This is a genomic window from Shinella sp. Sh6, assembly GCF_055392685.1.
This window is the reverse complement of record NZ_AP044005.1, coordinates 2,248,650-2,266,964: the sequence shown is the minus strand read 5'-3', so window position 1 is coordinate 2,266,964 and position 18,315 is coordinate 2,248,650. Positions and strand designations below refer to the sequence as shown.

19 protein-coding genes and 1 tRNA gene are annotated in these 18,315 nt (G+C 63.6%); 17 read left to right on the top strand and 3 right to left on the bottom strand.

Features of this window, described 5'->3' with window-relative positions:
- Positions 1-85: 85 nt before the first annotated feature.
- From ACZ5TO_RS10930 to rpoD, 6 genes are all read left to right on the top strand, one after another.
- Positions 86-814, top strand: a complete 729-nt coding sequence (locus tag ACZ5TO_RS10930; protein ID WP_464798100.1) for a class I SAM-dependent methyltransferase — start codon at positions 86-88, stop codon at positions 812-814.
- A gap of 127 nt (positions 815-941) precedes the next feature.
- Positions 942-1,397, top strand: coding sequence for a GFA family protein (locus ACZ5TO_RS10925; protein ID WP_464798099.1), 456 nt, complete (start codon positions 942-944; stop codon positions 1,395-1,397).
- A gap of 46 nt (positions 1,398-1,443) precedes the next feature.
- Complete coding sequence (locus ACZ5TO_RS10920; RefSeq protein ID WP_464798098.1) at positions 1,444-2,631, top strand: glycine C-acetyltransferase; 1,188 nt, start codon at positions 1,444-1,446, stop codon at positions 2,629-2,631.
- A 33-nt stretch (positions 2,632-2,664) separates the two neighbouring features.
- Positions 2,665-3,702 carry an L-threonine 3-dehydrogenase gene (tdh, locus tag ACZ5TO_RS10915; protein ID WP_464798097.1) on the top strand — a complete coding sequence of 346 codons (1,038 nt, stop codon included), beginning with the start codon at positions 2,665-2,667 and terminating at the stop codon, positions 3,700-3,702.
- Between the two features lie 12 nt (positions 3,703-3,714).
- Positions 3,715-4,062: a GFA family protein gene (locus tag ACZ5TO_RS10910; protein ID WP_184143310.1), complete on the top strand. Its 348-nt coding sequence runs from the start codon at positions 3,715-3,717 to the stop codon at positions 4,060-4,062.
- 416 nt (positions 4,063-4,478) lie between these two features.
- Positions 4,479-6,533: an RNA polymerase sigma factor RpoD gene (rpoD, locus tag ACZ5TO_RS10905; RefSeq protein WP_184143308.1), complete on the top strand. Its 2,055-nt coding sequence runs from the start codon at positions 4,479-4,481 to the stop codon at positions 6,531-6,533.
- 191 nt (positions 6,534-6,724) lie between these two features.
- On the opposite strand, the gene ACZ5TO_RS10900 is transcribed toward rpoD, so the two are convergent.
- On the bottom strand, positions 6,725-7,654 hold the full coding sequence (locus tag ACZ5TO_RS10900) for an IS110 family RNA-guided transposase (protein ID WP_464798050.1): 930 nt from the start codon (positions 7,652-7,654) through the stop codon (positions 6,725-6,727).
- A gap of 277 nt (positions 7,655-7,931) precedes the next feature.
- On the opposite strand from ACZ5TO_RS10900, the gene ACZ5TO_RS10895 reads away from it, so the two are divergent.
- Positions 7,932-9,581, top strand: a complete 1,650-nt coding sequence (locus ACZ5TO_RS10895) for an alpha/beta hydrolase (RefSeq protein ID WP_464800379.1) — start codon at positions 7,932-7,934, stop codon at positions 9,579-9,581.
- 245 nt (positions 9,582-9,826) lie between these two features.
- Here ACZ5TO_RS10895 and ACZ5TO_RS10890 read toward each other — a convergent pair whose 3' ends face one another.
- Positions 9,827-10,933 (bottom strand): branched-chain amino acid ABC transporter substrate-binding protein, encoded by a 1,107-nt coding sequence (locus ACZ5TO_RS10890; RefSeq protein WP_184140419.1) that lies wholly within the window; start codon positions 10,931-10,933, stop codon positions 9,827-9,829.
- 300 nt (positions 10,934-11,233) lie between these two features.
- On the opposite strand from ACZ5TO_RS10890, the gene ACZ5TO_RS10885 reads away from it, so the two are divergent.
- The 6 genes from ACZ5TO_RS10885 to ACZ5TO_RS10860 all read left to right on the top strand — a co-directional run bounded on the left by ACZ5TO_RS10885 (position 11,234) and on the right by ACZ5TO_RS10860 (position 13,790).
- Positions 11,234-11,806, top strand: coding sequence for a transglycosylase SLT domain-containing protein (locus ACZ5TO_RS10885; protein ID WP_184140417.1), 573 nt, complete (start codon positions 11,234-11,236; stop codon positions 11,804-11,806).
- 94 nt (positions 11,807-11,900) lie between these two features.
- Positions 11,901-12,269, top strand: coding sequence for a DUF1428 domain-containing protein (locus ACZ5TO_RS10880; RefSeq protein ID WP_464798096.1), 369 nt, complete (start codon positions 11,901-11,903; stop codon positions 12,267-12,269).
- A 38-nt stretch (positions 12,270-12,307) separates the two neighbouring features.
- Positions 12,308-12,436 carry a hypothetical protein gene (locus tag ACZ5TO_RS10875; protein WP_281396965.1) on the top strand — a complete coding sequence of 43 codons (129 nt, stop codon included), beginning with the start codon at positions 12,308-12,310 and terminating at the stop codon, positions 12,434-12,436.
- Positions 12,437-12,446: 10 nt separating this feature from the next.
- A complete protein-coding gene (locus ACZ5TO_RS10870) occupies positions 12,447-12,869 on the top strand; it encodes a secondary thiamine-phosphate synthase enzyme YjbQ (RefSeq protein ID WP_464798095.1) in 423 nt (140 codons plus the stop codon).
- 56 nt (positions 12,870-12,925) lie between these two features.
- The gene (locus ACZ5TO_RS10865) at positions 12,926-13,276 is read left to right on the top strand and encodes a nuclear transport factor 2 family protein (protein WP_464798094.1); all 351 of its coding nucleotides are present in this window, start codon (positions 12,926-12,928) and stop codon (positions 13,274-13,276) included.
- Positions 13,277-13,388: 112 nt separating this feature from the next.
- On the top strand, positions 13,389-13,790 hold the full coding sequence (locus tag ACZ5TO_RS10860) for a hypothetical protein (RefSeq protein ID WP_464798093.1): 402 nt from the start codon (positions 13,389-13,391) through the stop codon (positions 13,788-13,790).
- A 192-nt stretch (positions 13,791-13,982) separates the two neighbouring features.
- Here ACZ5TO_RS10860 and ACZ5TO_RS10855 read toward each other — a convergent pair whose 3' ends face one another.
- Positions 13,983-14,738 (bottom strand): SIMPL domain-containing protein, encoded by a 756-nt coding sequence (locus ACZ5TO_RS10855; protein WP_464798092.1) that lies wholly within the window; start codon positions 14,736-14,738, stop codon positions 13,983-13,985.
- A 154-nt stretch (positions 14,739-14,892) separates the two neighbouring features.
- Here ACZ5TO_RS10855 and ACZ5TO_RS10850 point away from each other — a divergent pair.
- The 4 genes from ACZ5TO_RS10850 to ACZ5TO_RS10835 all read left to right on the top strand — a co-directional run bounded on the left by ACZ5TO_RS10850 (position 14,893) and on the right by ACZ5TO_RS10835 (position 18,215).
- Positions 14,893-14,968, top strand: a tRNA-Ile gene (locus ACZ5TO_RS10850).
- 24 nt (positions 14,969-14,992) lie between these two features.
- On the top strand, positions 14,993-16,690 hold the full coding sequence (locus ACZ5TO_RS10845; RefSeq protein ID WP_464798091.1) for a tyrosine-type recombinase/integrase: 1,698 nt from the start codon (positions 14,993-14,995) through the stop codon (positions 16,688-16,690).
- 266 nt (positions 16,691-16,956) lie between these two features.
- Positions 16,957-17,781, top strand: a complete 825-nt coding sequence (locus ACZ5TO_RS10840; RefSeq protein ID WP_464798090.1) for a hypothetical protein — start codon at positions 16,957-16,959, stop codon at positions 17,779-17,781.
- A gap of 47 nt (positions 17,782-17,828) precedes the next feature.
- Positions 17,829-18,215 (top strand): thermonuclease family protein, encoded by a 387-nt coding sequence (locus tag ACZ5TO_RS10835; protein WP_464800378.1) that lies wholly within the window; start codon positions 17,829-17,831, stop codon positions 18,213-18,215.
- The last annotated feature ends 100 nt before the right edge of the window (positions 18,216-18,315 follow it).

The following is an 18,315-nucleotide window of genomic DNA, read 5'->3' as shown; positions in this document are numbered from 1 at the left end:
GCGCCGCTGTCAACCCCGAAGGGGGGAATCGCACGGCTTTGCCCCCGGCTGCAAACGCGCTATGCCCGGCGCAAAGGAGCTTCCCATGGCGCAGAACATCTACGACAATCCCGCCTTCTTCGAGGGCTACAGCGGCCTTCCGCGCTCCGTGCACGGGCTTGCCGGCGCGGCGGAGTGGGAATCGGTGCGCGCGCTGCTGCCGCCCCTTGCCGGCCGGCGCATCGTCGATCTCGGCTGCGGCTTCGGCTGGTTCGCGCGGTATGCGGCGGAAGAAGGAGCGGCGAGCGTGCTCGGCCTCGACCTTTCGGAAAACATGATCGCGCGGGCGAAGGCCGAGACGGCCTCGCCCGCCGTGCGCTACGAGATCGCCGACCTCGATACGCTCGACCTGCCGGAAGGCGCCTTCGACCTTGCCTATTCCTCGCTCGCCTTCCACTACATCGCGGATTTCGACCGGCTGGTGCGTACCGTCCACGCGGCGCTCACGCCGGGGGCGTCCTTCGTCTTCACCATCGAGCACCCAATCTACATGGCGCCGTCGCAGCCGGACTGGGCCGAGGTCGGCGGCCGGCAGGTCTGGCCGCTCGACGATTATCTCGTCGAGGGCCGGCGCACCACGGACTGGCTCGCCGAGGGCGTTGTCAAGCACCACCGCACGCTCGGCACGACGCTGAATGCGCTGGTGGCGGCCGGTTTTGTCATTCGTCATGTCGAGGAGTGGCGGCCGAGCGAACAGCAGCTTGCCGAGCATCCGGAATGGCGGGCGGAGCTCAACCGGCCGATGTTCCTGCTGATCGCCTGCGCGCGCCCCTGAGGCGCCGAAAGATGGGAAGGGGGCCTTTACGCCGCCTCCGGCTGCGCTAGAACTATGCATGGAGCCAATGGCCGGCATCACGATAAAAACGACAAGCCGGCGATAATCGGAAGGGAAGCCGAAGGCCATGACACGACTTCAACTGCCGCTCGACGGCGCCTGCCGTTGCGGGCGCGTGAAAATCCGCATCAGCGCACAGCCGCTGCTCACCATGGCGTGCCATTGCACCGGCTGCCAGCGCATGTCCGGCAGCGCCTATTCGCTGAGCGCCGCCGTTCCGGCGGAGGGCTTCGCCGTGACGGAGGGCACGCCGGTCGTGGCGGGCGCAAGTCCCGAGGCCGGGCATCACTTCTGCCCCGACTGCATGACCTGGATGTTCACCCGGCCGCCGGGCGTCGATTTCTTCCTCAATGTCCGGCCGACCATGCTCGACGACACCGGCTGGTTCAGCCCGTTCATCGAGACCTATACGAGCGAGAAGCTCGCCTGGGCGACAACGCCTGCCGCGCACAGCTACGAGCGCTTCCCGCCGATGGAAGACTACGAAGGGCTCGTCGGCGCCTATCGGGCGAGCGCGGCGTAAGCCGCCGCCCATCCCGCCCTTTCCCCGCATCCAGCGAGTGCATGCCATGACAGCCGCCTTCATCGACCATCTTCGATCCGAACTCGACACGCTCAAGTCCGCCGGCCTCTACAAGGCCGAGCGCGTCATCACCTCCAAGCAGGCCGGCGCGATCACCGTCGCTTCCGGCGAGCGGGTGCTGAACTTCTGCGCCAACAATTATCTCGGCCTTGCCGACAACGAGGAGCTGGCGGAGGCCGGCCGCAAGGCGCTCGACCGCTACGGCTACGGCATGGCCTCCGTGCGCTTCATCTGCGGCACACAGGAAGAGCACAAAGAGCTCGAGGCGCGGATTTCTTCCTTCCTCGGGCTTGAGGACACGATCCTTTATTCCTCCTGCTTCGATGCTAATGGCGGGCTCTTCGAGACGCTGCTTTCGGAAGAGGATGCGATCATCTCCGATGCGCTGAACCACGCCTCGATCATCGACGGCGTGCGCCTCTCCAAGGCGAAGCGCTTCCGCTACGCCAACAACGACATGGCGGCCCTTGAGGAGGAGCTGAAGAAGGCCGAGGGCAGCCGCTTCAAGTTGATCGCCACGGACGGCGTCTTCTCGATGGATGGCATCATCGCCAACCTTCAGGGCGTCTGCGACCTTGCGGAGAAATACGGCGCGATGGTCATGGTGGACGACAGCCATGCGGTCGGCTTCGTCGGCAAGCACGGTCGCGGCTCGGCCGAGCATTGCGGCGTGGAAGGCCGTATCGACATCATCACCGGCACGCTCGGCAAGGCGCTCGGCGGCGCCTCGGGCGGTTATACGTCGGGCAAGCGCGAGGTCGTCGAGTGGCTGCGCCAGCGCTCGCGGCCCTATCTCTTCTCCAACACGCTCGCCCCGGTCATCGCGGCCGCCTCGCTCAAGGTCTTCGACCTCATCGACAGCGGCGATGCGCTGCGCAAGCGCCTTTATGCCAATGCCGACCTCTTCCGCGCCGAGATGACGAAGCTCGGCTTCAAGCTTGCGGGTAAGGGGCATCCGATCATCCCGGTCATGCTGGGCGAGGCGGCGCTGGCGCAGGAGATGGCGGCGCGCATGCTGGAGAAGGGCGTCTACGTCATCGGCTTCTCCTTCCCCGTCGTGCCGCGCGGGCAGGCGCGCATCCGCACGCAGATGTCGGCGGCGCATGAGGAAGCCGACGTTCGCAAGGCGATTGAAGTCTTTGCCGACGTCGGGCGGGACCTTGGCGTCATTTGAAGAGTCTTCTGAATCCCTTGCGGAGTTTTCGTCATGTCGAACATGATGCGTGCGCTGGTTAAAGCAAAGCCTGAAGTCGGCCTCTGGATGGAGCATGTACCGGTGCCGGAGATCGGCCCGAACGACGTGCTGATCCGGGTGAAGAAGTCGGCGATCTGCGGCACGGACGTGCATATCTGGAACTGGGACCAGTGGGCGCAGAAGACGATCCCGGTGCCGATGGTGGTGGGCCACGAGTTCGTCGGCGAGATCGCCGAGATCGGTTCCGCCGTCACCAAGTACAGGGTGGGCGAGCGTGTCTCGGGCGAGGGGCACATCGTCTGCGGCAAGTGCCGCAACTGCCGCGCCGGGCGCGGGCACCTCTGTCACTACACCAAGGGCGTCGGCGTCAACCGGCCGGGCTCCTTCGGCGAGTTCGTCGCGATCCCGGAATACAATGTCGTGCCGATCCCCGACGACGTGCCGGACGAGGTGGCGGCGATCTTCGACCCGTTCGGCAATGCCGTCCACACGGCGCTCTCCTTCGACCTCGTCGGCGAGGACGTGCTGGTCACCGGCGCGGGGCCGATCGGCATCATGGGCGCGATGGTGGCGAAACGCTCCGGCGCGCGCAAGGTCGTCATCACCGACATCAATCCCGTCCGCCTCGACCTTGCCCGCAAGGTCGGCATCGACCATGTCGTGGATGCCTCGAAGGAGGACCTGAAGGACGTCATGACCGCCATCGGCATGACGGAGGGCTTCGACGTCGGCCTCGAAATGTCCGGCGCGCCGCCGGCCTTCCGCTCGATGATCGACACGATGAACAACGGCGGCAAGATCGCCATCCTCGGCATCGCGCCGGACGGTTTCGGCATCGACTGGAACAAGGTCATCTTCAAGATGCTGACCTTGAAGGGCATCTACGGGCGCGAGATGTTCGAGACGTGGTACAAGATGATCGCCTTCGTGCAGGGCGGGCTCGACCTTGCGCCGATTATCACGCACCGCATCAGGATCGACGATTTCCGGGAGGGTTTCGAGGCGATGCGCTCGGGCAATTCCGGCAAGGTCGTCATGGACTGGTACTGAGAGGAGCATGCCATGAAGTACGAGGGAAGCTGTCACTGCGGCAATGTCGCCTTCGAGGTGGAGGGCGAATTCGATACCGGGCTCGACTGCAACTGTTCCATGTGCCGCAGGCGGGGAGGCCTGCTCGCCTTCGTGCCGGCGGAAAACCTGCGGCTGACCACGCCGGAGGAGAACGTGTCGACCTACACGTTCAACCGCCACGTCATCCGGCATCACTTTTGCGGCAAATGCGGCATCGCCACCCACGGCGAGGGTTCGGATCCGAAGGGCAACCGGATGGCGGCGATCAACCTTCGCTGCATTCCGGCGATCGATCTTGAGACATTGACGATCAAGAAAGTGGACGGGCGTTCGTTCTGAACGGGCCTCTGCGAATCGGTGCCATCGTGGCGCGGAATCCGGGAAGGTGGACGGCTCTTGTCTTTTGCAGAAAGACGCCTACATGAAGGCTCAATCGCCCGGATCCGCTCCCTTTCCTGTCCGCGAGCCCGAATCGACGGCTTTTGCGGCTTTTTTGCCGGAAGAGCTTGACGGAACCGAAAATTCTGGGAATCACCATTGTTGGCTGAGAAGGAATGGGTACGGCGGATCGGGAAGTCATGTCAATCGTGTTGCTGCGGCAACATTTCCACGCTTCCAAGGGCCGGGACGTGGTTAATCTGGATTTAATTGTCAATCCGTTAGGTCAGGGACGCTAAGTCGCGGTACGCTGGAAAGCGTTTGGCTGCGAGCCCCTAACCGCTTGGAAACTGATGCTCAGGAAAGCGACGAAATAAATGGCGACAAAGGTTAAAGAGAACGAGGAAGTCGAGAACGAACGCGAAGGCGCATCCGACGGCCCTCTTCTCGATCTTTCCGATGATGCCGTCAAGAAGATGATCAAGGCCGCCAAGAAGCGCGGCTACGTCACGATGGACGAGCTGAACTCGGTGCTGCCGTCCGAGGAAGTCACCTCGGAGCAGATCGAGGACACGATGGCCATGCTTTCTGACATGGGCATCAACGTCATCGAGGACGAGGACGCGGAAGAAGCGGCCCAGGGCGGCGAGGAAGACAGCGGCGACGACGACGGCGACAGCGAGGGCGGCGAGCTTGCCCCTTCCGGCGGCACCGCGCTTGCGACCGCCAAGAAGAAGGAGCCGACCGACCGTACGGACGACCCGGTGCGCATGTACCTGCGCGAAATGGGCTCCGTCGAGCTCCTGTCGCGCGAGGGCGAAATCGCCATCGCCAAGCGCATCGAGGCCGGCCGCGAGACGATGATCGCCGGTCTCTGTGAGAGCCCGCTGACCTTCCAGGCCATCATCATCTGGCGCGACGAGCTGAACGAAGGCCAGACGCTGCTGCGCGAGATCATCGACCTCGAGACGACCTATTCCGGTCCCGAGGCGAAGGCCGCACCGCAGTTCCAGTCTCCGGAAAAGATCGAGGCCGACCGCAAGGCGGCCGAGGAGAAGGAAAAGAACCGCAAGCCGCGCGCGGCCAACGACGACGACATCACCAATGTCGGCGGCGAGGGCCTGCCGGCCGAGGAGGAGGAAGAGGACGACGATGAGTCGAACCTCTCGCTCGCCGCGATGGAAGCGGAGCTGCGCCCGCAGGTCATGACGACGCTCGACACGATCGCCGAGACCTACAAGAAGCTGCGCAAGCTGCAGGACCAGCAGGTGGAAGCCCGCCTGCAGGCGACCGGCACGCTGTCGCCCGCCCAGGAGCGCCGCTACAAGGAGCTGAAGGACGAGCTGATCACGGCCGTGAAGTCCTTGTCGCTCAACCAGAACCGCGTCGACAGCCTCGTCGAGCAGCTCTACGACATCAACAAGCGCCTCGTGCAGAACGAGGGCCGCCTGCTGCGTCTTGCCGAGAGCTACGGCGTCAAGCGCGACTCGTTCCTGGAACAGTACAACGGTGCGGAACTCGATCCGAACTGGATGAAGTCGATCGCCAACCTTGCGGCCCGCGGCTGGAAGGAATTCGCCAAGAGCGAGAACACGACGATCCGCGACATCCGCCAGGAGATCCAGAATCTCGCCACCGAGACCGGCATCTCGATCTCGGAATTCCGCCGCATCGTGCACATGGTGCAGAAGGGCGAGCGCGAGGCGCGCATCGCCAAGAAGGAGATGGTGGAAGCCAACCTCCGCCTCGTGATCTCGATCGCCAAGAAGTACACGAACCGCGGCCTTCAGTTCCTGGATCTCATCCAGGAGGGCAATATCGGCCTCATGAAGGCGGTCGACAAGTTCGAGTATCGCCGCGGTTACAAGTTCTCCACCTATGCGACGTGGTGGATCCGGCAGGCGATCACCCGGTCGATTGCCGACCAGGCCCGCACGATCCGCATTCCGGTGCACATGATCGAGACGATCAACAAGATCGTCCGTACCTCGCGCCAGATGCTGCACGAGATCGGCCGCGAGCCGACGCCGGAAGAGCTTGCCGAAAAGCTCGCCATGCCGCTCGAAAAGGTCCGCAAGGTCCTCAAGATCGCCAAGGAGCCGATCTCGCTCGAAACCCCCGTGGGTGACGAAGAGGACAGCCACCTCGGCGATTTCATCGAGGACAAGAACGCGCTGCTGCCCATCGACGCCGCCATCCAGGCGAACCTGCGCGAGACGACGACCCGCGTGCTCGCCTCGCTGACGCCGCGCGAGGAACGCGTCCTGCGCATGCGCTTCGGCATCGGCATGAACACCGACCACACGCTGGAGGAAGTCGGCCAGCAGTTCTCGGTGACCCGCGAACGCATCCGCCAGATCGAGGCGAAGGCGCTGCGCAAGCTCAAGCACCCGAGCCGCTCGCGCAAGCTGCGCTCGTTCCTCGATAGCTGAGGCGGACGATACGAATACAAAGCCCCGCGGCCCGGAAGGCCGCGGGGCTTTTTTGTTTGTGGGGGGGCTCACCCTAACCCTCTCCCCGCAAGCGGGGAGAGGGGACGTGCCTTGCAAACGGGTATTGGTTGGGGAAACCGGCCCGGCATACCCCTTCGCCCCGCTTGCGGGGAGAGCGACTGTCTTTGTGGTCAAGCGTTTTTCCATGGTTTACCGTCGCGGATGATTGCGTTGAGGATGGTGAGGAGTTTTCGCATTGTCGCGACGATGGCGACGATCTTCGGCTTGCCGGCAGCCACGAGCCTGTCGCGGAAAGCCTTGAGGACCGGGTTGTGACGGGACGCCACGAGGGCGGCCATGAAGAGCACGGCGCGCACCTTGCCGCGACCGCCGCCGATGAAGCTCCTGCCTCGCCATTTGCCCGATTGCCGCGTGAACGGCGCGATCCCCGCCAGTGAGGCGATCTGGCGCCGATCGAGCGTGCCGAGTTCGGGCATCTCGGCAATCAGCGTGCGGGCGGTGGTCGGCCCGACACCCGGCACAGACGTCAGAAGCGCCTCGCGCACCCGCCACAAGGGCGACTTGCGAATACGGCCGTCGAGCTCGTCGTCCAGGCTTGCAAGTTCGTGCCGGAGCGCGGCAAGCAGGCGCTTGATGCTCTTCTGTGTCTCCTTCGTCTGCGCCATCCGTGCCCGGTTCTCTTCCGCCGTGATCATCTGCACGATCTGGCGGCGGCGCGACACGATGGCCGAGAAGGCTTCACTCTCCTCATCGCGCAACGGCCGGATATCCGGTTTCGTCGCCGCCACGAAGGCTGCGATCACCGCCGCGTCGATCGGGTCGGTCTTGGCACGTTTGCCCAGCGCATTGGCATAGGAACGAACCTGCGCCGGATTGACCACGACAACGGCAAGGCCGGCCGATGACAGGCCCGCAGCCGCAAGCATCTCGTAACCGCCGGTCGCTTCCAGCGCCACGACATCGGCCTTTGCCTCTCGCAGCCGGGTGATCAGTCCATCCACGCCGGCATGGTCGTTGCCGACAAGGAAACTGTCACCGGCCGGAAGAACATGCACATCCAGCCGGTCCTTCGAAACATCAATGCCAACGATCACGTCCATCCTGTCCCATCCTTGCCTAAGCGGGCTTCGCATGCGCGAGCGGCCCTGGCGACTGTTCGGGTTCGATGGAACGGCGGATGAAGACCCAGGCTCTCCCACGGGCTTGGTGTCCCAAAGGTGCTGCGGTCTCTCATCCGCCACCGCAATCGGCAGTACAACGCCAATCCCGGGCAAAGGGAAGTTACAAAGGTGGCGGCAGCCGGATGAGGGGTAGCTCGCAGTTGCACCATCATCGCCGGCATGCGAGGCTCGCACCGTTGCTGGCGGAGGGGCGGTCATCGTGCGGGAATGGTTATGGCGTCTGCTCGTCTCCTTTTCCGCGACGGGCCTCGTGCTCGGCACGCTGTTCTTCGCCGCCTCGCTGACGCCGAGCCTCCTGCCGCGCACCTATGTCACGCAGGGTCTCCTGTCGGGCGTCGCCATGGCCTGCGGCTACGGGCTCGGCGTGCTTGTCGGCCTGCTCTGGCTGTGGCTGGAACTGCCGGAGGCCGAGGGGCGCGTGCGGCTTTGGCTGAAGGCGGCGGCGGGCGGGGTCTGTGCCGTCGTGGTGCTCGTCTTCCTCTGGCGCACGGCCGAGTGGCAGAACTCCATCCGCGCGCTGATGCACCTGCCGCCCATCGAGACCGCGCATCCCCTCTATGTCGGGCTGATCGCGCTTGCCGTCTTCCTTGTCCTGCTGGGGCTCGGGCGGCTCTTCGCGCTCGCCGTCCGGCTCTTCGCCCGCACCTCGCGCCGGGCGGCGCCGCGCCGGCTTTCCTATGTCATCGGCACGGTGCTGGCCGCGACGCTCTTCTGGACGCTCGCCGACGGGATCCTGGTGCGCTTCGTGCTGCACGCGGCCGATTCCTCCTTCCGCCGGCTCGACGAGCTGATCGAGCCCGACACGGCCGCCCCGGCCGATCCGTTGAAATCGGGCAGCGCCGCCTCGCTGGTCCATTGGGACGAACTCGGCCGCATGGGCCGCTCCTTCGTTGCGAGCGGGCCGACGGCAGCGGAGATCTTCGCCTTCACCGGCAAGCCGGCGCTGGAGCCGCTGCGCGTCTATGCCGGCCTCAATGCCGCCGGGACGGCGGAGGCGCGGGCGAAGATCGCGCTCGACGAATTAATCCGTGTCGGCGGCTTCGAGCGCTCGACGCTGATCGTCGTCATGCCGACCGGCACGGGCTGGGTCGATCCGGAGGGCATCGACACGGTCGAGTACCTGCACCACGGCGACATCGCGAGCGTCGCCATCCAGTATTCGTATCTCGCAAGCTGGCTGTCGCTGCTCGCCGAGCCCGACTACGGCGCGGAGGCGGCGCGTGCGCTCTTCCGTGCGGTCTACGGTCACTGGACGGGCCTGCCGAAGGAAAGCCGCCCGAAGCTCTATCTCTACGGCCTCAGCCTCGGCGCGCTTTCCTCCGAGCAGTCGGCCGAACTCTTCGAGGTGATCGGCGATCCCTATCAGGGCGCGCTCTGGGCGGGCCCGCCGTTCCCGAGCCGCATCTGGCGCAAGCTGACGGCCGAGCGCAATGCCGGCACGCCCGCCTGGCTGCCGCGCTTCCGCGACGGCTCCTACGTGCGCTTCACCAGCCAGCGCAACGCGCTGCCGGAGGCGGGCGACCATTGGGGGCCGATGCGCATCGTCTACCTGCAATATGCCAGCGACCCGATCGTCTTCTACGATCCCTATTCCGTCTACCGCCAGCCGGCCTGGATGGCCTCGCCGCGCGGGCCGGACGTCTCGCCGGACCTTGCCTGGTATCCCGTCGTCACCTTCCTGCAACTGACGCTCGACATGGCGATGGCGACGACCACGCCGATGGGGCTGGGGCACGTCTATGCCGGCGAGCACTATATCGACCCGTGGATCGCGGTGACGGGGGTGACCGACTGGAGCGATGCGGATGTGGCGCGGCTGAAGGAGAGGTTCCGGGCGGGGCGGTGAGGTGCGGTCGGCCCTTGTGTGTGGGGCGTGGATCCTCGGGTCGAGCCCGAGGATGACGAAAGAAGGAAGGCATGGCGGGCAGAAGCAACAGTTCTGCATGCCGCACCGTTCAATGGATGGGTAATCTCTCCTCCCCTCCGTCATCCTCGGGCTTGACCCGAGGATCCACGATCCCGGGCACAGCGCCTACAAACAAAAACGCCAGGGCTTGCACCCCGGCGTTTCGCATTCCAGTCGCCAGAACCTTATTCGGCGGCGACGATCTTGCCGTCTTCCCACTTGAAGAGCGAGAAGCTCTGCGAGGTGAGGTCGCCCGTCTCGCCGTAGGTGAGCTTGCCGATGGCGGTCGGGATGGCTTCGCCGGACTTGAGTGCGGTCGCGACGGCGGCGGCGTCTTCGGCGCTGCCGGCCTTCTCGATGCCGGCCTTCAGCACTTCCACGGCGGCATAGGCGTTGAGCGTGAAGGCTTCCGGCGGGATGCCCTTTTCCTTCAGCACGGCGACGGCGGCCTGCGAATCGGGGCTCTTCAGCGCGTCGGACGCGTTGGTGAAGAGCGTGCCGGCCGCAGCGTCGTTGCCGATCGCCCAGTATTCGCTGTTCGACAGGCCTTCGCCGCCGATGATCGTGGCGTCGACCGAAAGGTCCTTCAACTGGCGGGCCAGCAGGCCGCCTTCCGGATGGTAGCCGCCGAAGTAGATGACCTCGACGCCTTCGGATTTCAGGCGGGTGACGAGCGCGCTGAAGTCCTTTTCGCCGGGGGTGACGGAATCGTAGAGCACTTCGTTGACGCCGCCCTTGTTGAGCGCTGCCTTGAAGGCGTCGGCAAGGCCCTTGCCGTAGGCGCCCTTGTCATGGATCACGGCGACCTTCTTGTCCTTGAGGTTCTTCAGGACATAGGCGGCGGCGACGTCGGCCTGCTGGTCGTCGCGCCCGCAGGTGCGCAGCACGTTGGTGAGGCCGCGGGCCGTGAGGTCCGGCGCCGTCGCGGTCGGGGTGATCATCAGCACGCCGTTTTCCGCCAGCACGTCGGAAGCCGGGATGGCGACGCCCGAGGTGACCGGGCCGATGACGAAGCGGATGCCTTCGCCGACGATCTGGTTGGCGGCCGAGACGCCCTGCTTGGGCTCGCCCGCGTCGTCGGTCAGCTTCAGCACGACCTGCTCGCCGAGGATGCCGCCGTTCTTGTTGATCTCGTCGACGGCGGCCTGCGCGCCGTTCTTGACCTGGTCGCCATAGGCCGCGACCGGGCCGGTCAGCGGAGCGATGAGGCCGACGGTGATGTCGGCATAGGCGAGCGGCGCAAAGGCGACGGAAGCGGCAAGCAGGGCTCCCGCGAAAATCTTCTTCTTCATGGTCATTCTCCTGAACTGGGGCCCGGAAAGGCCCGGTCGCAAACTGCCGCATGCCCCGTCGGCATGGACCGACCGCTGCCGGCAGGGCGGGTTTTTCACGGTCCGGAACAATCGTGCGCAAAAGCCCGGCGTGCTGCGGATTGATTAGGCCGGAAGGGCAAAAAGCGCAACAAAATAATGCATTTGCATATTTGATAGGCCGATCATCGCCATGAATGGGAAGGGGTAATTCGCAATTGAATCAAAACGGATTGTTAAGATTTACCATTCATAAATATCCGGAAATCTCGAGGAACTGCGATGCGTTGCGTATTGATCGTCGTCCTCCTGCTGCTTGCCGGCTGCGCGTCGGTGCCGAGGCACACGCAGAACGCCTGTGCCATCTTCGAGCAGCGCGACGGCTTTTTCGACAACTGGCGGCGAGCCGCCTATGGCGCCCAGCGGGAATACGGCGTGCCCGTGCCCGTTCTCATGGCGACGATCTATGCCGAATCCGGCTTCCGGCATAATGCGCGCCCGCCGCGCACCAAGCTGTTCGGCTTCATTCCGTGGAAGCGCCAGTCGAGCGCGCTCGGCTTTTCGCAGGCGCTCGACGGCACCTGGACGCGCTACAAGCGCGAGACGGGCCGCTGGTCGGCGAGCCGCACGGATTTCGGCGATGCGATCCGCTTCATCGCCTGGTATCACAGCCAGAGCAACCGGCAGAACGGCATCGCGCTCAACGATACCTACCGGCTCTACATCGCCTACTACCACGGCCATTCCGGCTATGCGCGCGGTAACTGGAGCGCGACGGCCAAGGCCGGCGCGAAGCGCGCCTCGGGCATGGCGATGGCCTATGCGCGCCAGCTCAGGAGCTGCGGCGGCTGGTGAGGGCCGGCCGCGCCTTAAAAAAAATCGGCGCCCCTTGTCGGATCGCCGCCGCGTCCCACGTCCTTGGCATGATCCAACCGAAGGAGGAGCGATCATGACCTATGTGGACGGGTTCCTGCTGGCAGTGCGCAAGGCGAAGCTGGATACCTACAGGCAGATGGCCGCCATGGGCGGGCAGGTCTGGAAGGAGTACGGCGCGATCGACTATGTCGAATGCGTCGGCGACGACGTGCCCTATGGCGAGCTGACCTCGTTTCCCCGCGCGGTGATGGCGAAGGAGGACGAGGTGGTGATCTTCTCGTGGATTACCTACGAATCGCGGGCCAGGCGCGACGAGATCGTCGCCAAGGTGATGGCCGACGAGCGCCTGCAGGGCGACGAGTGGAAGGATGTCTTCGACGGCAAGCGCATGATCTACGGCGGCTTTGAGACCCTGTTCGAGTTGAGCGCCGCCGGCCGTTAGGCTATGACCGGCCCCGGACAAGCGGGAAAGGATGCGCCATGCAGAACCTCTATTACGCGATCGTCGGCACCACGACCGATACCAATGCGGGCCTTGCCCGCTTCATGGGGGCGATCCTCGCCTTCATCGTGATCGTCGGCACCCTGTTCTGGGCGCTCGGCGGCTGAGGCGGCGGCCATGCCGCAGACGATCCTGACGGTTTCGACCCGCGGGCAGGGGCTTTACGAGTTCACCCGCGAGGCCGGGGCCTTCGTGCGCGAGGCGGATCGGGCAGAAGGGCTGCTGACGGTCTTCGTGCGCCATACGTCCTGCTCCCTCATCGTGCAGGAAAACGCCGATCCGGACGTGCGGCGCGATCTCGACCAGTTCTTCCGCCGCCTCGTGCCGCCGTCGGACGATCCGTCCATGCGCTGGGTTTCCCATACGCTGGAAGGGCCCGACGACATGCCGGCCCATATCAAGGCCGCGCTCACGCAGGTCTCCATCGGCATTCCGGTCATGGACGGGCGGCTTGCGCTCGGCACCTGGCAGGGCCTCTATCTCTTCGAGCATCGCGACCGGCCGCACCGGCGCGAGATCGTGCTGCATCTCGGCTCTTGACGGAACCGTTTCGTCCGGTGGAACGTTCCTGCGCGACCTATCCGCAGGAGATGTCCATGGCTGAAATCGAAAGCATCGCACGCGCGCTCGTCGAAGCGCTGAACGCCCGCGATTTTACCGCGCTTGCCGCGAAGGTTCACGAGGACGTCGCCGTTTCCGGCTTCGGCGGCGGCAGCGACAACGGCCGGGAGGCACTGCGCGAGCGGCTGGCCCGCCATTTCGCGGCCTCCGACGAAAGCTACGGCGACGTGCTGGCCATGGGCGATGCCGCCGGCAACACCGTCGCGATCCGCCTGACCGCCCGCGGCCACGCACAAGCGGGCGGCGCCTATTCCAGGGAGGAGATCCTTCTTCTCGAACTGGAGGAGGGGCTGATCACCCGCATCGCGGTCTTTTCCCCGGCGTGAAGTTGAACGCAGCCTGAACGGCGGATTCGGCCTGCGTTCAGGCAGGCCGCCCTAAGGTTTCCTCAATCGCCGGACACAAGCGTCCCGGTCGGAACGAACAGGAGATCCTTCCATGACCACCCTTGTCAAAAAGACCATTCTCGCCGCGGTCCTCGGCCTCGGCGCGCTCACCGCCTCCGTTCCGGCCGCCAACGCCGCGAGCCTCAGCGTGACGGTCAACAATGTCGGCTACCGCAACGGCTTCCTGCAGGTGCAGGATTACGACGGCGGCTGGGATCGCCGCGACCGTCGCGACGGTGGCTGGGATCGCCGCCATGATCGCCGCCACGGCGACTGGGGCCGCGGCGGCCGCTGCTCGCCGGACCTTGCCGTCGCCAAGGCGCGCGATTTCGGCATGCGCCGCGCCCGCATCGCGGACATCTCGCCGCGCCGGGTCGTCGTCGAAGGTTTCCGCCATGGCGACTACCGGCGCATGATCTTCATCAACGACCGCGGTTGCCCGATCTGGCGCTAGGAAGAGGCCGGTTCCGGGCTTCCAACGGACGCCGTCCGTCTTCTGCCCCCCGGCCGATGGACGGCTGCCCTTCCGGTTCGCGCCGGGAGGGTTTTTGCGTTTAGGGCATGGCGCCGCCGCAAAGGCGGCAACGAAAAAGGGCCGGTCTCCCGGCCCTTTCCCTTTGGTACCTTGGGTCGCTTCTGCCCGCGCTCAGTTCTTCAGCGCGAAGGTGACGTTGACGGTGACGGAGTAGCTGTTCTCGCCCGCCGCGATCGGCACGGCGCCGGCGGCGGCATAGTCCTTGGCGACGGCGCGCATCATCGGCATCGGCTCGGCGCGGTAGCTCGTCTCGGAGATTTCCAGCACGCGGCCGAGGCCGACGCCGGCGGCGTCCGTCAGTTCCTTGGCCTTCGCCATGGCGTTCTCGACGGCCTTCTTGCGCGCCGCGCTGACGGCGGCATCCGGCTTGTCGTTGAGGAAGCGGATGGCGTTGCCCTGGTTGGCGCCGAGCGTCACGGCCTTGTCGAGGATCTCGCCGAGCTTGGAAAGATCGCGCACGCGCAGCGTCACGGTGTTGGTGACCTGGAAGCCGGTGAGGACGGGCGGCGGGTTCTCGCCGGTCGAGCTCTGCGGGTACTGGTACTGCGGGTTGATCATGAAGCCCGAGGTCTGCAGGTCCTTGTCGGCGATGCCGTCGCCCTTGAGTGCGGCGAGGATGTCGGCCATCGCCTTGTTGTTGGCGTCGAGCGCCTCGCGGGCCGTCTTGGCGTCCTTGACGACGCCGAGGTCGATGAGCGCCATGTCGGGCGCGACCTCGGCCGAGCCTTCGCCGGTGACGACGATGGTCGCCTCGCGCTGCCTGGCGGCGTCCTCGGCCCGCGCTGCGAGCGGAGCGGCGGCGGCGAGCGCGAGCGAGAAGGCAAAGAGGCCGGCGCCGCTGCGGCGGCCCAGAGTTCCATGGAACATTAAGAACGTCTCCTGATGGTTGTGTCCCTTCGCGCGTTCTTCGCGCGTTATTGTGTAGAGAATGCGGCAGCGCTTGTGAGGAAAGGCGATTTCGTCTAGACGGTCTCTGCCCGTCGGCCGCCATTGACCGACGGCCCCGGCCACGCGCCGGGACGGGCCTGTAGCTCAATGGTCAGAGCCGGCGGCTCATAACCGCTTGGTTGGGGGTTCGAGTCCCTCCGGGCCCACCATTTCGTTTAAAATCAATAGCTTAGATGCAGGATTTTCTTGGGGAGACATCCAAGGGGAACATTGGTTTGTTCAATCCGGCCTATCTCGTGAAGTCGCGATGCGGTGTTTTCTATCTGCGTTGGCCTCTACCGAAGCAGCTACATCCACAGAAAAGAGCATCAACGCTCAAGGTTTCGCTACGAACCAGAGAACCACGAAAAGCATTGCGCTTGTCCCGTTCCCTGAGCCAGATAGGCGAACGGTTGAATGAGCATGGAATTGCATACGGGATGCGGCACGAGGAACTGAGAAGCGTACTGACTGAGCATTTTCGCCAGTTATTGGCCGAAGCGAAGACCGAGATGAACGATACCGGCCCGTTGAGCGAGTTGGATAGGCAGACTTACGAAACCAGCAAGCGTGTCGCAAAGCAGGCAAGAAAAACAGATACTCCGCTCTCGCTCGTCAAATCCGACGACGATCTTCTTGACCGTTTTATCGAGAAGTACGGGCTGAGTATCAGCAAGGGCAGTGCTGAATACGTTTGGCTTGAACGGGAAATGAAACTGTCCTTCCATGGTTTTGTGAAGGCAGTCCTTGCCTACGACAAGTCGTTGCAGCGTTATGATTTTGAAAGCGGCCCAATCTCACCTGCTGGTGACATGACCCAGACCGCCAGAGTGGCGGGAATGAGCATCAGCGATGTTGCCGCCACCTACAGCAAGGAAAGACAGCGCGGGAACGCATGGGCGGCAAAAACCGTCATCGAGAAGGCAGACCATATCAAACTACTAGAGGAAATCCTTGGTGGCGATACGGATGTACGGTCGCTAACGGCCATGGAAGCAAAACGGGTTAAGGACATTCTGCTTGTCTATCCGCGCAATCGAGCCAAGAACCCGCTGACACGAGGCAAGCCACTGGCCGATGTCCTCAGTCTTCCGAACATCGAGACCATACAGGTTCCGACGATCAACAAGTACCTGCAAACCTACAGTGAGCTATTCGAGTGGGCGAAGCAGAACCACCATATCAGCGAAAACTTCTTCTCCGGTCTCGCCGTCAAACAGGCCAAGAAGAACAGAGAAGGCGACCGGGAGGCGTATACGGATGAACAAATCCGGCTGATTTTGCGGGCGGTTCTACACAATGAGCACGGTCTGGTTACGAAACCATATCAGAAATGGGCCACGCTCATAGGCATCTATACAGGTGCCAGACTTGGCGAAATCGCACAATTGCACCTCAAGGACATTCGGGAACAGGACGGTGTACGGGTGTTCGATATGAACGAAGAAGGCGACCGCAAGAGCTTGAAGACGTCCGCCGCTCGTCGTCTGGTGCCGATACACAGCAAGCTTATTGAGGCCGGGCTTCTCGACTATGTACAGGCCATGACCGACAAGGGGGCAACCAAGCTGTTCCCCGACTTCACCTACGATCCGAAGAACGGATGGGGACGGCAGCAAAGCCGCTGGTTCAATGACAGGCTCCTTGTCCAGCTTGGGTTGAAATCCAAGACGCGCGTTTTCCACAGCCTGCGGCACACAGTTAACACGCGACTATTGCAAGCTGGCGTGGCTGACCCATTGGTGAAATCAATCATCGGCCACGAGCAGGATGGCATGACGCACAAGCAGTATTTCAAGGAAGGCTTTACATTGCAGCAGCGCAATGAGGCTATGCAGAAGCTGGATTACAGCTTCGCAGCGCAGAAACCTGAGTCTGCCGTTCAGGATTGACAACGAACCACGAACACGAGAAACAAGCCTTGGTGCCGTACGTGCGGCCCACGGGGGTAGTAGCCCGTCACAACTAGGATCGGCGTCCTGAAAGACGCCACTCTTCAACCTATGGTCGGGGAGCCTGCGGCGTATGCAACAGGTTCTCGGACTAAAGGCCGTAGGGCCGTGTTGTGCGGTTTACTACCTCCCCGATCACCAGAGGATCGAAGGGCAATTCGCGGGGACGCACCGCGCCTACCGCCCTTCCGTACGGGGGCTGTACCTTGGAAATCATCATCATCATTGGGCTGCTGGCATTTGCTGGCTACAGGTTCTTTCGTCTCAGCACTGGCGCAGGCAAGGAAGCCGTGCGGGCCTACGTCTATCTGGAAACGCTGAACAAGGGCGTTTCTCCGTACGAGGCCAACGCTGTGACCGACGCCATGCTGAGCGACATCGGTTCCGACATGGCGGGCCGCGCCATGGATATGGCCAAGCAGCAGTATGCCACGATCCACGAAGGCAAGCAGCTTTCCGTTATCGGTTATGCCTACAGGCAGGGCATGCGTCCAACCATGCCGCTTTGGTACACGGTTATCCCTCGCCTCGTGCCACCAACGCCGCAAGTCGAAGTCTTGTACGGCCGACTCAGAGACACGGTGCAGATGATGGACGAAGACCCGCAAGCCGACGAGGATATGCGTAAGGACGAGCGGTACGTCGCATTCTACGAGGCTTATGCGAACGAGGTCCATCGCCTTTCCGGCAAGTCTGCCGATGACCTGCGCGTATCCGACTTCATGGAACATGAGCCGCTGCACCGTGCATATAGGGATGGCATAGACCCGCTCTATCTTGCCGCCGCCTTCTGCGACGACCATAAGCAGACGAAAGAGACGTTCGGCACCTTCGAGAGCTATTACGAGGCATTTCTACGGGAACTGGCCCGATACCTTCCTGACAGCAAACAGACGGATGAATGGGCAGCGGCCTTGAACGAGAAGCCGCTACGGGATGCGTTTGCATCGTCCATGCACCCGCGCCGTACGGCCTACGGCTACTATCGTTCCCGTGCTCGGCGGCAAGCAGCGGCGGCAGCGGCATCGTGAATACCAGTATAGCATTCAGCATGGTCGGCATTGCGGCCTGCCTTGTCATGGATGCTGTCAGCCTTGCGGTACGAGCCGAAGCGGCAGCGGTCCCCTACGAGCGATGCGGGGCCGGATTACGGATCAACTGCATTGTCGATGGTGACACGCTTTGGAACGATGGCGTAAAGATCCGCATTGCCGACATCGACACACCGGAAATTAGTCAGCCCCGTTGTGCAGCCGAAAAGGCGCTAGGCGAACGGGCGACGATACGGCTCATGGAACTGGTCAATGCTGGCCCATTTCAGATGCAGGCATGGCCGAGGCATGACGAAGACAGGTACGGGCGCAAGCTCCGCGTGCTGGTACGGGATGGCCGATCCCTTGGCGACATGCTTGTATCGGAAGGCTTGGCCCGGACATGGAGCGGCAGAAGGCAGCCATGGTGCTGACAGGATTTCCATACGGCCAGGACGAACGGATGCCAAAACAGGGGTGTGACTACAATCCGATGTACGAGAACATTAAACCATATCAAATGCTTGACTGTAT